15 protein-coding genes are annotated in these 14,461 nt (G+C 71.1%); 7 read left to right on the top strand and 8 right to left on the bottom strand.

The annotated features are described in order from the left end of the window. Nucleotides 1-24 precede the first annotated feature (24 nt). Nucleotides 25-1,596 (bottom strand): sugar transferase, encoded by a 1,572-nt coding sequence (locus C7C45_RS17555; RefSeq protein WP_167454747.1) that lies wholly within the window; start codon nt 1,594-1,596, stop codon nt 25-27. Nucleotides 1,597-1,859: 263 nt separating this feature from the next. Beyond that, on the bottom strand, nt 1,860-2,720 hold the full coding sequence (locus C7C45_RS17550) for an Fpg/Nei family DNA glycosylase (RefSeq protein WP_110564740.1): 861 nt from the start codon (nt 2,718-2,720) through the stop codon (nt 1,860-1,862). A gap of 24 nt (nt 2,721-2,744) precedes the next feature. Between C7C45_RS17550 and C7C45_RS17545 the strand changes: the two genes are divergently transcribed. Beyond that, complete coding sequence (locus tag C7C45_RS17545) at nt 2,745-4,013, top strand: glycosyltransferase family 4 protein (protein WP_110564739.1); 1,269 nt, start codon at nt 2,745-2,747, stop codon at nt 4,011-4,013. A gap of 386 nt (nt 4,014-4,399) precedes the next feature. On the opposite strand, the gene C7C45_RS17540 is transcribed toward C7C45_RS17545, so the two are convergent. The 5 genes from C7C45_RS17540 to C7C45_RS17520 all read right to left on the bottom strand — a co-directional run bounded on the left by C7C45_RS17540 (nt 4,400) and on the right by C7C45_RS17520 (nt 8,176). After that, entirely contained in the window at nt 4,400-5,122 is a 723-nt protein-coding gene (locus C7C45_RS17540; protein ID WP_110564738.1) for a CDP-alcohol phosphatidyltransferase family protein, read from the bottom strand. Further along, nucleotides 5,097-6,164: an iron-containing alcohol dehydrogenase family protein gene (locus C7C45_RS17535; protein WP_110564737.1), complete on the bottom strand. Its 1,068-nt coding sequence runs from the start codon at nt 6,162-6,164 to the stop codon at nt 5,097-5,099. Before C7C45_RS17535 ends, C7C45_RS17540 begins: the two co-directional genes overlap by 26 nt. After that, complete coding sequence (locus C7C45_RS17530) at nt 6,152-6,883, bottom strand: phosphocholine cytidylyltransferase family protein (protein ID WP_007453659.1); 732 nt, start codon at nt 6,881-6,883, stop codon at nt 6,152-6,154. Before C7C45_RS17530 ends, C7C45_RS17535 begins: the two co-directional genes overlap by 13 nt. Before the next feature lie 79 nt (nt 6,884-6,962). Next, the gene (locus C7C45_RS17525) at nt 6,963-7,730 is read right to left on the bottom strand and encodes a hypothetical protein (RefSeq protein ID WP_110564736.1); all 768 of its coding nucleotides are present in this window, start codon (nt 7,728-7,730) and stop codon (nt 6,963-6,965) included. Beyond that, a complete protein-coding gene (locus C7C45_RS17520; RefSeq protein WP_208641204.1) occupies nt 7,727-8,176 on the bottom strand; it encodes an NUDIX hydrolase in 450 nt (149 codons plus the stop codon). Before C7C45_RS17520 ends, C7C45_RS17525 begins: the two co-directional genes overlap by 4 nt. A 113-nt stretch (nt 8,177-8,289) precedes the next feature. On the opposite strand from C7C45_RS17520, the gene C7C45_RS17515 reads away from it, so the two are divergent. The 4 genes from C7C45_RS17515 to corA all read left to right on the top strand — a co-directional run bounded on the left by C7C45_RS17515 (nt 8,290) and on the right by corA (nt 11,943). Beyond that, the gene (locus tag C7C45_RS17515; protein WP_110564734.1) at nt 8,290-8,682 is read left to right on the top strand and encodes a CBS domain-containing protein; all 393 of its coding nucleotides are present in this window, start codon (nt 8,290-8,292) and stop codon (nt 8,680-8,682) included. A gap of 83 nt (nt 8,683-8,765) precedes the next feature. Next, a complete protein-coding gene (locus C7C45_RS17510) occupies nt 8,766-9,224 on the top strand; it encodes an ester cyclase (RefSeq protein ID WP_110564890.1) in 459 nt (152 codons plus the stop codon). A 106-nt stretch (nt 9,225-9,330) separates the two neighbouring features. Beyond that, entirely contained in the window at nt 9,331-10,425 is a 1,095-nt protein-coding gene (locus C7C45_RS17505; protein ID WP_110564733.1) for an aminotransferase-like domain-containing protein, read from the top strand. A 369-nt stretch (nt 10,426-10,794) separates the two neighbouring features. Then, a complete protein-coding gene (gene corA / locus C7C45_RS17500; RefSeq protein WP_110564889.1) occupies nt 10,795-11,943 on the top strand; it encodes a magnesium/cobalt transporter CorA in 1,149 nt (382 codons plus the stop codon). A 101-nt stretch (nt 11,944-12,044) separates the two neighbouring features. On the opposite strand, the gene C7C45_RS17495 is transcribed toward corA, so the two are convergent. Beyond that, nucleotides 12,045-12,821, bottom strand: a complete 777-nt coding sequence (locus tag C7C45_RS17495) for a hypothetical protein (protein ID WP_110564732.1) — start codon at nt 12,819-12,821, stop codon at nt 12,045-12,047. Nucleotides 12,822-12,905: 84 nt separating this feature from the next. Between C7C45_RS17495 and C7C45_RS17490 the strand changes: the two genes are divergently transcribed. Next, complete coding sequence (locus tag C7C45_RS17490) at nt 12,906-13,436, top strand: peptidylprolyl isomerase (protein ID WP_110564731.1); 531 nt, start codon at nt 12,906-12,908, stop codon at nt 13,434-13,436. Nucleotides 13,437-13,536: 100 nt separating this feature from the next. Then, nucleotides 13,537-14,448, top strand: coding sequence for a rhomboid family intramembrane serine protease (locus C7C45_RS17485; RefSeq protein ID WP_110564730.1), 912 nt, complete (start codon nt 13,537-13,539; stop codon nt 14,446-14,448). Nucleotides 14,449-14,461 lie beyond the last annotated feature (13 nt).

Genomic DNA, 14,461 nt, shown 5'->3' with positions numbered 1-14,461 from the left:
GCTGCGAGCCAGCGCGCCAACCCCCTAGTACGCGCCCTTGCGGGCGAGCACCACCCCGACGGTGCGCCACAGGATGCTCAGGTCGTACGCCAACGACCAGTTGTCGACGTAGTAGAGGTCCAGGCGGACGGACTCGTCCCAGGACAGGTCGGAGCGGCCGGAGACCTGCCACAGGCCGGTCATGCCGGGGCGGACGAGCAGCCGACGGCGCACGTCACCGAGGAAGTCGCCGTCGTCGGCGGGCAGCGGACGTGGCCCGACCAGCGACATCTCACCCCAGAGCACGTTGATCAGCTGCGGCAGTTCGTCCAGCGACGAGGCCCGCAGGAAGCCGCCCACCGGGAAGACCCGGGGGTCCTGCTTCATCTTGAACAGCATGCCGTCGGTCTCGTTCCGGTCGACCAGGCTGGCCAGTCGATCTTCGGCGTCGACGTACATCGTCCGGAACTTCCACACCCGGAACGTGCGCCCCTCGTGCCCCACGCGGGGCTGGCGGAAGAAGACCGGCCCACGGTCGGAGATCCGGATCGCCACGGCGATGATCACGAAGAGTGGGATCAGCAGCAGCAGGCCCAGGCCGGCGGCGACCCGGTCCATCAGGTTCTTGGCCAGCAGCGCCGGCCCGGAGAGGGTCGGCTCCTCGACGTACAGCAGTGGCAGGCCCTCGATCGGCCGGATGTGCACCCGGGGGCCGGCGATGTCGGTGAGCTGCGGGGCGACCACCAGGTCGACGCCGGAGCCTTCGAGTTGCCAGGCCAGCCGGCGCAGCTCGCCGGGCTCGGCGCTGGCCGACCCACAGACGGCGATGGTGTCCCCGCCGACCTCGCGGACCAGGGCCAGGACGTCCCGCCCGGCGTACACCGGCACCGGGGTCGGCATTCCCCGCGCCGCCGCGTAGCCGTCGGTGATGTGGATGGCGACAGGCACCAGCCCGGCATTCGGGTTGCGGGTGACCGCCGCGTAGACCTCCAGGCACTCCGGCAGGGTGCCAACCAGCACCATCCGATGCGCGGCCTGACCGGCCCGCCGACGGATGTAGTGCAGCGCCCAACGAGCCACGAACCGGCACCAGAGAATCAGCAGAAGCGCCCCGAGTAGCGCCGTGCCCACCGTCCACCGGGACGGCGCGGTCTTGGTGGAGAAGACGAGGAAGGAGAGGGTGGCGGTGACTGTCACCGCGCCCCGGATCACGCGTTTGAACTCGTCAGGCCCGAGGCCCAGGTAGCGCCGGTCGTAGGCCCGGTTGCTCCAGAGGATGACCACCCACCCGAGCGGGAGCAGCAGGTAGGAGACGGTGTGGAACCAGGTGAGGTCCTTGTGCGTGCCGGAGAAGCCGGAGGGCGCCTGGTCGAAGAGCTGGATCGCGATCCAGCTGGCGAACGCCGCCGCGGCGAAGTCGAGCAGCAGCAGGGTCGCGATGTAGGGCCGGTGCCAGCGGGAGACACGTCGTCGCGCCCTGGTCCACGCCGACCGAGGAACGCCGTTGTGCGACGGCGGCGTCGGCGGCTGGATCTCGAAGCTGTCCACGTGCCGCACGAGTTTGCTCCGGCCTTCGTCGGTTACCGGGCGCTGGAGGCTTGCCGTCACCTCACCCATGTCCTCCCGCATGACACGGGCCGCTCACTCGGCGTGAGGGCCCGGGTCGCCCACCGTCCCAGTCTCCCACGCGGGCTCCGACCAGTCGCCGCCCGAAGGAGATTGGCGACCGATGGTGCCGGCGGGATCTGGCCGGCTCCGCACCATTTCAGAAGCCGGGGACCGGGCCACTATACCGATGGATGCGCGAGAGGCGAGAGCGGCGGACCGGAGCTTCCGCTCACTCGGGACGATTCCGCTCCGTAGTCACCGAGTGGAATTACTCACCGTACGAGGCGGGACAACCGTCGGTCAGCGAGGGGCTTTCCACCGGTTTGACACGTGGGGCAGTACTGGAGGCTGGAATCGGCGAACGAGACCTCGCGCACCGTGTCTCCGCAGACCAGGCAGGGCAGCCCCGTGCGGGCGTGCACCTTCAACCCGGAGCGCTTCTCGCCCTTCAGCTCAGCCGCCCGCTGACCCAGGGACCGCTCGACGGCGTCGCCGAGGACCTGCCGCGTGGCCGCGTGCAGGGTGGCCATCTGGGCGTCGGTGAGCCGATCGGTGATCGCGAACGGGGACAGCTTCGCGGAGTGCAAGATCTCATCGGAGTACGCGTTGCCCACCCCGGACAGCACCGACTGATCGGTCAGCACCCCCTTGACCTGCCCCCGCCGGCTACGCAGCCGCTCGGCGAACGTGGGTAGGTCGGCCGCGAGCGCGTCCGGGCCCAGCTTGGCCACTCCGGGCACCGCCGCCAGGTCGGTGACCAGGTACGCGGCCAGTTTCTTCTGGGTGCCGGCCTCGGTGAGGTCGAAGCCGGAGCCGTCGTCCAGGCGTACGCGCACCGCGATCGGGCCCTTGCCGGGACGCAGCGGGGTGGTGGCCGGGAACGCCTCCCGGTAGTGCAGCCAGCCCGCCCGGGCCAGGTGCACCACCAGGTGCAGGTCGCCCTCGAAGAGCACGTCGAGGAACTTGCCGTGTCGGCTGGCGTCGACCACGGCCCGACCGGCGACTGCGGTGGGTGCCGGTTCGTACGTCTTCAGGGCGCTGATCGCGGCGATCTCCAGCCGATCGACGCGCCGCCCCACCGCGCGCTGGCGCAGGTAACCCGCGAGCGCCTCAACCTCCGGTAGTTCGGGCACCAGCCAACGGTAGCCTTCTTTCCCGTGAGAATCGTGGTGGCGCACAACCGGTACCGGGAAGCTCAGCCCTCCGGCGAGAACATCATCGTCGACGCGGAGATCGCCCAGCTCACCGCCGCCGGCGTCGAGGTGCTGCCCTTCCTCCGGAGTTCCGACGAGATCCCGTCGATGTCGAAGGTGGCGAAGGCGCTGCTGCCGATCTCGCCGATCTGGGCGCCGCGCGCCCAGCACGACCTGAGCCGGCTGCTCACCGAGCATCGACCGGACGTTCTGCACCTGCACAATCCGTACCCTCTGCTGTCGCCCTGGGTGGTTCGGACCGCGCACCGCCACGGCGTGCCGGTGGTGCAGACGGTGCACAACTACCGGCAGGTCTGTTCGTCGGGGATCTACTTCCGGGACGGCGTGATCTGTCAGGACTGCAAGGGCCGGGCGCTGGGTGTGCCGGCGATCAAGCACCGCTGCTACCGCGACTCGGCGGCGCAGAGCGCGTTGATGGCGACCACCCTGGCCGTGCACCGGGGCACCTGGCGCTCGGTGGATCGGTACATCGCACTCACCTCGGCCATCGCCGACCACCTCCACGATTACGGCATTCCGGACGAACGGGTCGTGGTGAAGCCGAATTCCGTGCCCGACCCGGGTCGGCCGACCCCGCTCGGTGACGGGTTCCTCTACCTGGCCCGGCTCTCCCCGGAGAAGGGCGTCGACCTGCTGCTGGACGCCTGGCGTCGACACCCGGTGGGTGCGCTGGGCACGCTACGCGTGGCGGGCGACGGCGAGCTGCGCCCACTCGTGGAGGCGGTCGCCGCCGAGCGACCCGACGTGGTCTACCTCGGTCAGCTCGACCGGGCCGGCGTGCGGGCCGCGGTCGAGGCGAGCGCGGTGGTGATCGTCGCCTCCATGTGGCACGACGTGCTGCCGACCGCGATCATCGAGGCGCTGGCGAGCGGCCGGCCGGTGCTCGGCACGGCGTTGGGCGGCATTCCGTACCTGGTCGGGGCGGATGCCCCGCACGAACCGGCCGGCACCGGCCCGGCCGAGGTCGCATCCGCGGTCGCCGGGGGTGGCGGGTCTCCCATGCCGGCGGGGATCGGCCTGGGCGAGGCCGGATGGGTGGTCGCGCCCGAGCCCGCCGCGCTCGCGGCCGCCCTGCCGGTCGCCCGCGCTGGTGCGGCCGGGCTGGCTCTGGCCGCCCGCGCCCGCTACGAGCGCATGTTCCACCCCGACGTCGTCACCAAGCAGCTCATCGACATCTACGCAGGCGTGGCCCGCACCCCCAGCCACACCTGAACCGCCCGCGCCGCGCCGCGCCCGCGCCGCGCCGCGCCGCGCCCGCGTCCGTGCCGCGCCCGCGCCCGTGCCGCGCCGTGCCCGTGCCGTGCCGCCAAGATCGCGCTCGATCCAGGATGTAGCGGTCTCGCGGTAGCGGGATGGCCCTACTTCGTGGATCGAGCGCGATCTTGGCGGCGGCTGTCGCGGCAGGGCAAAGGTACGGACCGGCGCGGCGGATCTGCCCGGCAAGATCCACACAACATCAGCGATGTTGCTGCCTCCCGGCTCTCGGAAGCAGCAACATCGGGGAAGTTGTGTGGATCTTGCGAGGCGCAGCGGGGCGGTGTGGGCGAGCAGGGTGGGGCTCGAGTGACCGTCGGCTGCGCGGGGCGCGGGGCGCGGCGTCAGCGGAGCGAGGCGCGGGCGGAGAAGGCGATGCTGGCCAGCAGGAAGCCACCGTTGACGATCGTGAAGGCGACAATCACCCAGAGGACCAGCGCGGGGGCCACGGCCAGCACCACGGCGGCCACGAAGATCACCGCGCCGTAGTCGCGGATCAGCTTGACCAGGCGGACCGGCAGTGCGGTCGAGGTGACCATGCTGGCGGCGTTCGGGCCGGCCTGCATCACCGAGGTGACCAGGTTGACCATCCAGGTGCCCGCGAACGTCGCCACCAGCCAGGTCGGGGTGGACGGTTCCTGCGCCACGGCGGTGGCGGCCAACGCGGCGACCAGGGCGATCTGCGCGGCCACGTCGCAGAGCACGTCGACCCGGGCCCCGGCCGCGCTGCCCTGGCCGGTCACCCGGGCGAGCTGCCCGTCGGCGCAGTCCAGGGAGTACGCCACCTGCCAGCCGATCAGCGCGAGCAGGCCGACCATCCAGGCCGGTACGTCGCCGTCGGCGACCGGACCGGCGAGTGCCACCACGGTGACCGAGGTGGCCAGGCCGAGCACCAGGTTGGTGATGGTCAGCGCCGTCGGGCGCAACCCGAGGCGCTGGGCGACAAACGCGAAGACGGCACCCAGCCACTGGCTGATCGACTCGCTGAACAGGCCGCCGCCCCGGTTCACCCGGTGAAAGTCGGCGACGGTGGGACGGGGGTCAGCCAAGCTGGTCGCGGATTGCACCGGCGTAGTCTGCCAGCCGCTCCCGGGTCTCGGTAGGCGACAGTGCCAGGTGTTCGAGGATCGTGTACCGGTCCGGTCGGGTACGCGGCGCGAACTGCACCGCCTCCACGAACTGGTCGTCGGTGAGCGCCACCTCGGCGGGGAGTCGGGGCAGACCGTGCCGGGTCAGGCAGGCCGACATCTCCCTGAAGCGGCGCAGGTCCCCGCGCAGCCAGGTGCAGAACAGCGCGCCCAACCCGGCGAGTTCACCGTGCGAGGCGGTGCCGGGGAAGAGCGCGTCGATGGCGTGCATGATCTCGTGGCATCCGCCACTGCACGGGCGGCTGGTGCCCTCGATGGCCATGGCCAGGCCGCTGGAGATCAACGCTTCGGCCAGCACGGTGACGAAGGCGTCGTCGGCCATGTCGCCCGGGTGGTTGAGCACCGCTTCGGCGCCTGCCCGGGACAGGGAGGCGGCGAGCCCGTCGAACGGTTCGACGCGTACCTGGCGGGCCAACTCCCAATCGGCCAGCGCGCTGATGTTGCTGATCACGTCGCCGATGCCGGCCCGGTTGTGCCGGTCCGGGCCGCTCTCCACGAAGTCCAGATCGACGATCACCGCGATCGGGATGTGCACCCCGTAGGAGCCCTTGATCCCGTCGGTGATGAGGCTGGCCACCGGGGAGGCGATCCCGTCGTTGGCGAGGCTGGTCGCCACCGACACCATCGGAAGCCCTCGGCGGGTCGCCGCGTACTTGGCCACGTCGATGGTCTTGCCGCCGCCGATGCCGACCACCGCGTCGTACGACCGGGCGCGGAGCTTGCCGCCGAGGTCGTCGGCGGCGTCCAGAGTCCCCCCGGAGACGGTGAACACGTCGGCAGTTCGCAGTGACGGTCGGATCAGCTCGGCGATCTGGGCACCCTGACCTGGGCCGACCACCACCGCGACGTCACCGCCGGAGGAGATTCGCCCGTCGGCCAGGATCGCCGCCAGGTCGGCCACCGCCCCCCGTCGCACGTCGATGTGCAGCGGGGTGAGGACGCTCCGAGCTAGTAGCGGCACGCGATCTCCCGCGCGCGGGCCAGGTCGGCGTGGTTGTCGACCTCGACCCACGGGACGTCACCGATCGGTGCCGCCCGCACCTCCCCGCCCCGGTCGGCGAACTCCTGGTAGCCGTCCTCGTAGTAGAGGTTCGGGTCCCGCCGCCACGTCGCCTCCAACGCGTCGGCGAGGGCGTCGGCGACCTGCGGCTCGATAAGCGTGGCGCCGATGTACTCCCCGTACGCCTCGCCCGGGTCCATGATCTTGGTGATCCGGGTGAGCTGGCCGGCGGCGTCGAAGGTGGTCTTCATCTCCTCCTCGGCCAGCGGCTTGAGGGTGTCCACCGCGAGCAGGATGCCCGGGCCGCGCTCGGCGAGGAGGGTCTTCTCGATGCTCACCGGGTGCACGGTGTCCCCGTTGACCAGCAGCACCCCGCGTGCGAAGTACTCCCGGGCCAGCCAGAGGGAGTAGGCGTTGTTCCACTCCTCGGCCTTGTCGTTGTGCACCAGGGTGAGCGTGACCCCGTACTTCTTCTCCAGGTCGGCCTGCCGCTCGCGGACCGCGTCCGCCGCGTAGCCGACCACGATCACGATGTCGGTGAGCCCGACCTCGGCGAGGTTGCCCAGCGCGATGTCCAGGATCGTGGTCTCGCCGTCCACCGGCACCAACGCCTTCGGCAGGGTGTCGGTGTACGGGCGCAGCCGGCGTCCCGCTCCGGCCGCGAGCACCATTCCGATCATCGCGACATCCTCCCTAGTCCTGCTCCCCGTCACCGCTGGAGGATAGCGCCGGTTGGCCGGGCCGCTCCGGTCAACCGGGTCAGCCGGGAAGGGCGGCCAGGTCGGCGAGCATGGTCAGCCGCTCGTCCGCGCCGAGCGCGGCGTACGGTCCGGCGGCCCGACGGTCGGTCTCCAACTCGATGGCGACCCGTTCGGGGCCGGGCGGTAGGGCGGCGATGCTCGACGCGGTGTGCCCGGCGGCGGTCCAGGCAGCGGCGTGCGCGTCGGCCCGGTGGTAGCGCAGCGTGCCGAGCCGGTTGAGCAGCAGCACGCCCGCTGCGGCGCCGTCCGGCTCGTACGGGGGCGCCAGCGCGGCGAACGCGGAGCCCGTCTGGTCGCCCTCCTCGTCGGCCAACACCAGGGCGTACGCCAGCACCCGGCCGAGCGCCGCCACCAGCCGTAGCACCCGCTCGTCCTGCCCGGCCCACAGTTCCTCGGTGACCTCGGCGTGCACCTGGTACAGCTCGGTGAGGAAGGCCGCGCCCCGCTCGGTGGCGGAGAGCGCGCCGTCCGGGCGGCGGTGGAGCATTCCGTGCGCCACCTGCTTGTCGACGGTCCGCCGGCAGGCGACCGGGTCCTGGTAGCGGGTGATCGCCGCGAACCCAGGCCCGTCGACAGTGCCACCGGGTGCGGCCAGCCGGGTACGCAGGTCGACCAGGAAACCGGTCGCCGTCACTCCGCCGTAGCGTTGGCTCAGTTCGGCGCCTCCGCCGTCGCGGCCGGCCAGCATGCCGGCGCGGAAGACCCGGTCCACGGCCGGGGCGAGCAGCCCGGCGACGCGGTGCGGTGCCAACTCGACGGTGTTCACCGACCGATCGACCGCAGGACGGCGAAGCCCTCCTCCGCGATCCGTCGGATCAGCCCGTCGTCGACGTCGCGGTGCTCGTCCAGCATGGCCACCTCGTGCTCGGCCAGCCAGCGGAACTCGGTGTGCTTGCCGGCCTCCAGCGTCGGGCGGTCCAGGTCACCGTCGACCCGGACCAGGAAGTCGTACTCGGTCCGGGCCAGGCCGTCGGCACCGACGTAGCTGTACTCGCCCACCTGGCCCAGGACGTGCGAGAGGACCCAGCCGGTCTCCTCGGTGATCTCCCGGCGCAGTGCCTCGTCGATGTCCTCGCCCGGTTCGAGGTGGCCACCGACGATGTCCCAGCAGTCGGGGAAGAGGCGTCGGTGCGGTGAGCGGCGCTGGAAGAAGATGCGACCGTCGTGGTCGGCGATCAGCGCGCCGGCGCAGCGCAGAGGCTCGGTGGACACCCGTCCGACAGTAGCGAGCGCCCGCTGCAACTGCGATGCCGCACTTGTCCCGGAAACATCCACGGACCACGATGTCCGTACCGAATGCCGCCGTCCCGAAGGAGTGATGGGTGATGCAGGTACGCGATGCGATGTCCAGCGAGGTCCTCGTCGTCGGTCCGGAGCACACGCTTCGCCAGGCGGCCCGGATGATGTCGGCCCGCGGTGTCGGGTCGGCGGTCGTGATCGACCCGGATTCCGAGGGGGTCGGGATCATGACCGAACGCGACGTGTTGAAGGCGATCGGCGCTGGCCTCGACTGCGACGTGGAACGCACCGGCGCCCACCTGACCTGGGACGTGGTCTACGCGGGCCCGGAATGGACGGTGGCCGAGGCGGCCGCCGCGATGGCCCGGGGCGGGTTCCGGCACCTGGTGGTGCTGGACGGCCGGGAGGTGGCGGGGGTGATCTCCGTTCGGGACATCATGCGGGTCTGGGCGGAGAGCCAGGCGGTCGCCACGAGCTGACCGGGGGTGGTGTGCCGGGCCGGATCGATGGGTAGACATCCCCTGCGGGCGCGGAGGTGCCGTGGCCCGCGCGGGAGGGCCCGATGCGTGACGCGGAGCGCCTGGTCGAGCAGCAGTACGCCATGCTCCTGAGTCGGGACGTGGCCCGTCTACCGGATCTCTACGCCCCGGAGGCGTTCTACGCCATGCCGGGTGTGACGGTCCGTCCAATCGAGTTGCCCGCGCTCCTGCGCACCTGGACCGGCGCTTTTCCAGACCTACGGGTCGACCCGGTCGGCGCGGTCCGCACGGGTGGTGGTGCGGCGGTCGAGCTGCGCCTGACCGGCACCCACACCGGCACGCTGCATTCGCCGTACGGCACCGTCGCGCCCACCGGTCGGACGGTGACCTGGGAGGTGGCCGACGTGGTCCGGGCTCGCAAGGGCCGGATCGTCGCCTGGCGTTCCTACTTCGACTGGAGCCAGCTCCTCGACGCGCTCGGTGTGCAGTTGGAGGGACTTTCCCGCGCAGCGCAGCACGACGCGCTCGCCCTTCCGGTCTGATCTGTCGCCGACCGGCGGAGTCGGGTCACCCGACCCGGTGGCTCAGGATGCGGACATCGCCGTGCCGTCGGCGCGTCCCCCACCGCCGCCCGTACGCTCAACATCCATGACCGCCGAGCAGTTGATCTCCTTTGCCCGTGGGGCTCCCTCGCTGGACATCGTCGATGTCGAGGGGCTCAAGGCCGCCGCCGTCCGCGCCTTCGACGCCGACCCCGCAGGGGTCACGGCATACGGCACCTCCGTCGGCTACCTTCCGCTGCGGAAGTGGATCGCCGAGAAGCACGGGGTCCAGGCCGACCAGGTGCTGGTCACCAACGGGTCGCTTCAGGCCGACGCGTTCCTCTTCGAGCACCTGGTCCGTCCGGGCGACGCGGTGGTGGTGGAACGCCCGACGTACGACCGGACGCTGCTCAACCTCCAGCGGATGGGCAGTGAGCTGCACGGCATCTCGGTCCAGCCGGATGGCCTGGACACCGCCGAGCTGCGCAAGCTGCTGGAGTCCGGGGTCCGGCCCCGGCTCGCCCACGTCATCCCGAACTACCAGAACCCGGCCGGCATGACGCTCTCGCTGGAGAAGCGTCGGGAGTTGCTCGACCTGGCCGCCGAGTACGAGTTCACGATCTTCGAGGACGACCCGTACGCGGACATCCGTTTCCGTGGTGAGGCGCTGCCGTCGATGCTCTCGCTGGACACCCGCAACGTGGTGGTGCACGCGTCGAGTTTCACCAAGACGGTCTGCCCGGGCGTGCGGGTCGGTTACCTGGTCGGCCCGGCGGGTCTGGTCGCCGACATCGCCAAGAACGCGACGAGCCTCTACATCTCGCCCGGGATGGTGTCCCAGGCGATCGTGCACCAGTTCTGCGTGTCCGGTGACATCGACCGCTCGATCGAGACCGTCCGTGCGGCGCTGGGCGAGCGGGCCCGGGTGCTCGCCGAGTCGTTGCGCCGGCACCTGCCGCAGGCCCGGTTCGTGGAGCCCGACGGTGGCTACTTCCTCTGGGTGGAGTTCCCGGAGGACGTGCTGGTCGACCGGCTCGCCCCGGCGGCGGCCGAGCGTGGGGTCGCCGTGGTGAAGGGCAGCGACTTCGTGCTGGACGGTGGGCGACATGCCCTGCGACTGGCCTTCTCGGCGGTGACCGTCGACCGGATCGACGAGGGCGTCCGTCGGCTCGCGGAGGCCGTCGAGGCCGTCCGGAGCTGAATCATCTGTCGGGTTCCCGACAGAACGACGATGCCGGCCGTCCCGGGACTCCCGTTCCGGGCGGCCGGCGGCCCACAATGCTGCGAGCGTCACCCGTCAGACGTAGCGGAGATCACCGCCGACGTTCGGGCCGGCCGCAGCCCGGGTGACGCGGCAGCACAACCTCCCGCCCCCACTGGCGCCGGGTGGGCCGTGTCGTCCCCGCACCCCCCCCCCGATGCGGCCCGGCCCGCCCGGCGCCGCCCCAAGGGCCTGTTTCACAAGGCCTGGCCGGCCTGCCCGGCGACGCCCACGCGACCGCCGTCACACGTGTCCTCGACTGCGGTCGGCGTAGCCTGCAAGCCGCAGCTGAGCGTGGGAGGTGGCGCGATGACGGATCGGACAGAGCGGGACCGGACGGCACCGTCCGCCACCGGTCGGGTGCTGCGACCTCGGGCGTGGCCGTCCCCGGTCCGGGCGATGACCCGGATGCTCAACGCCGACGGCTCGCCGCCCGCGCCGGCCCCCGCCGGCACCGGCCGCAGCGCGGTGGTCGACTGCGCGCTCTACGTCGACGGTAAGCGGCAACCCGGCGACTGGACGTACGCGGACGCGCTGGCCGCGGCCCGTCGCGAGGAGCACGGCTTCGTCTGGATCGGTCTGCACGAGCCGGAGCTGGCCGAGATGACCGCCATCGCGGAGACCTACGGCCTGCACGAGCTCGCCGTCGAGGACGCGGTGAAGGCCGAGCAGCGCCCCAAGCTGGAGCGGTTCGGCGACGTCGTCTTCCTGGTGCTGCGCACCGCCCGGTACTGCGAGCACGCCGAGCTGACCGAGAACTCCGAGGTCGTGGAGACCGGGCAGGTGATGCTCTTCATCGGCCCGAACTTCGTGATCAGCGTCCGGCACGGTGACGCCTGCCGGCTCGCCCCGATCCGCGCCGACCTGGAGACCAAGCAGGAGTTGCTGCTCCAGGGCCCGTGGGCGGTGGCGTACGGGGTGACCGACCGGGTGGTCGACCTCTATCTGGAGGTTGCCGAGCAGATCGAGGACGACCTGGACGTGCTGGAGGCTGAGGTCTTCGACCGCCACGGCCACGGGCGGATCCAGCGGATCTACCAGATGAAGCGGGAGCTGGTGGAGTTCAAGCGGGCGGTGGTGCCGTTGCAGCGGCCGCTGATGACGCTGACTTCCCAGGTCAACCGCGAGGTGCCCAAGGAGATCCGGCGCTACTTCCGGGACGTCCAGGATCACCTGAGCCGCACCGTGGAGCAGGTGAACTCCTACGACGACCTGCTGAACTCGATCCTCCAGGCGCGGTTGGCCCAGGTCACCGTCGACCAGAACAACGACATGCGCAAGATCGCCGCTTGGGCGGCCATCGCGGCGGTCTGGACCTCCATCGCCGGCGTGGAGGGCATGAACTTCGACAACATGCCCGAGCTGAAGATGACGTACGGCTATCCGGTCGCCCTGGCCCTCATGCTCGGCGTCTCGCTGGCCCTCTACCGCTGGTTCCGCCGCAACGGCTGGCTCTGACGCGAAGCCGGACGCCGGCACGTCGGGGCGCCGGCATGCGGAAGCGCCGACGAGTGGGTGGTGAACCCCACGTCGTCGGCGCTCGCCGCGCTGTCGTCGGGTCAGCGGCGGCCGTTGGTGCGGGCCGTGTCCTTGCTCAGCGCCTTGGTGAGGTCGTCGGTCGGCCGACCGGAGACGTCCGTGGCGCCCTCGGCGACCGACGGGACCTTGTCGGTCGGGCGGACACCGCTCTGCTTGGCCGTGCCGGTGGTGCTCGCGCTGGTGCCGCCGGCGACCGCCGAACTACCGGCGCCGGTCATCCCGGCCGCGCCGGTCATGGCGGCCCCGTCGGTCCCCTTGGCGGTGGACGGCGTCCGCACCTCGATCGAGTCGACCTCGTCGCGCATCGGATCGAGGCTGCGGGTCGGGTCGTACTCGGCCCACTCCTGTTGCTCCCGGCGGCGGCGCATGGCCACCGCGCCGGCCAGCCCGGCTACGACGCCTGCTGCCAGCAGGCCGGTCATCATCGAGCCGCGACGGCGCGGCTGCTTCTTCTTACCGGTGATCCGCATGGTCTTCGACCTGGCCTTCCTGGTCAGCGGCCCTGCCTGCGCGGCGCCGTCACGGGCCGCCGCAGCCAGCGGTGCCAGCGTGGTGAGTGTCGTCCCCCAGCCGGTCGACGCCTGGTCGCGAACCTTCGCCGCGGCCGGCCCGACGTAGCCCCGGGCCACCTGGACCCGCGGACCGACGGTCGCACCGGCGCCCTTCGCCGCGTGGTTGGCTGCCTGCATCAGGTGGCTGATGCTCTGGTTCAGCTCGGCCTTGGCCAACTGCCCCTGGGACTTACGCCGCCCGAATCCAAACACGGTCCTACCTCCTGGGAGTTGTTCCTTCGTCATCCTCCACCTTCGGATGCCTCCGCGATGCCAGATCGGGCACATGGGAGGATCCGCATGGAACTGACCATCGAGTGAGGAGTACCCGTGGCCGAGGCTGTCTACGCCACCCTGCACACCAACGCCGGCCCGATCCGGCTGGAGCTCTTCCCCAACCACGCGCCGAAGACCGTCCGCAACTTCGTCGACCTGGCCGAGGGCAACCGGGAGTACACCGACCCGCGCACCGGTCAGCCGGGCAGTGGTCCGTACTACGACGGCACCATCTCGCACCGTGTCATCAGCGGCTTCATGGTCCAGATGGGCGACCCGACCGGCACCGGTCGGGGCGGGCCGGGCTACAAGTTCGCCGACGAGTTCCACCCGGAGCTGCGGTTCGACCGGCCCTACCTGCTGGCGATGGCGAACGCCGGACCGGGCACCAACGGTTCGCAGTTCTTCATCACCGTGTCCCCGACGCCGCACCTCAACAACCGGCACACGATCTTCGGCCAGGTTGCCGACGAGCAGTCGGTGAAGATCGTCGACTCGATCGCGAACACCCCGACCGGCCCGAGCGACCGTCCGCTGCAGGACGTCGTCATCGAGCGGGTCGAGATCGAGCGGTCTGCTGCCTGACCGACCGGCGAGGTACCTTTGCTCGCATGATTGAGCGCTCCGGAGCACCGCACCGGCCGGCGCCGGTGGTTCGTGCGGCGGCGGACGGAGGGTCGGCCCGGTGAGCGAGTCTCCGCCGACCGCCCCGGTCTGCTACCTGCACCCCGGCCGGGAGACCTACGTGCGGTGCACCCGCTGCGACCGGCCGATCTGCCCGGACTGCATGCGGGAGGCGTCCGTCGGGCACCAGTGCCCGGAGTGCGTCAACGAGGGACGTCGCAGTGTCCGGCCGGCGCGTACCGCCTTCGGTGGTGGTACGGCCGGCCGGCAGGGCTACGTCACGAAGGCGCTGATCGCTCTGAATCTGCTGCTCATGCTGCTCTCCATCGCCTCCGACCGGGGTGGGGACGCAGCGGTGGGTGGCTCTGGCTTCGGCGGCCTGATGGGCGGCAGTACGCCGCTGACCAACTGGGGGTCGGTGCTCGGGCTGGCGTTCCTTCCTGATGGCACGGTCGGCGGGATCGCTGAGGGTCAGTGGTACCGGCTGGTCACCGCGATGTTCCTGCACTACGGCGTGATTCACCTGCTGCTCAACATGTGGGCCCTGTGGGTGCTCGGCAGGTCGCTGGAGGCCAGCCTCGGGCGGGTGCGTTTCGCTGCGCTCTACCTGATCGCGGGTTTTGGCGGCAACGTGGCGGCCTACCTGTTCAGCGCTCAGAACGCGTCCACCGTCGGCGCGTCGACGGCGATCTTCGGGCTCTTCGCCGCGCTGCTCATCGTCGAGCGCAAGATGGGCCGGGACATTTCCCAGATCATTCCGGTCCTGGTGATCAACCTGGTGTTCACGCTGGCCGTACCGGGCATCTCGATCCCCGGGCACCTTGGTGGTCTGGTGGTCGGCGCGCTGATGGCGCTGGTGCTCGCGTACGCGCCGCGTGGCCGGCGCACGTTGGTGCAGGTCGCCGGCGCTGCGATCATCGTGCTGGTCCTGCTCGCGCTGGCTCTCTTCCGCAGCGCCGCCCTGCTCGGTTGACAGCTCGATCGAG

The sequence above is a fragment of the Micromonospora arborensis genome (assembly GCF_003205615.1).
Taxonomy (GTDB): domain Bacteria; phylum Actinomycetota; class Actinomycetes; order Mycobacteriales; family Micromonosporaceae; genus Micromonospora; species Micromonospora arborensis.
This window is presented reverse-complemented; position numbering and strand designations above follow the sequence as displayed.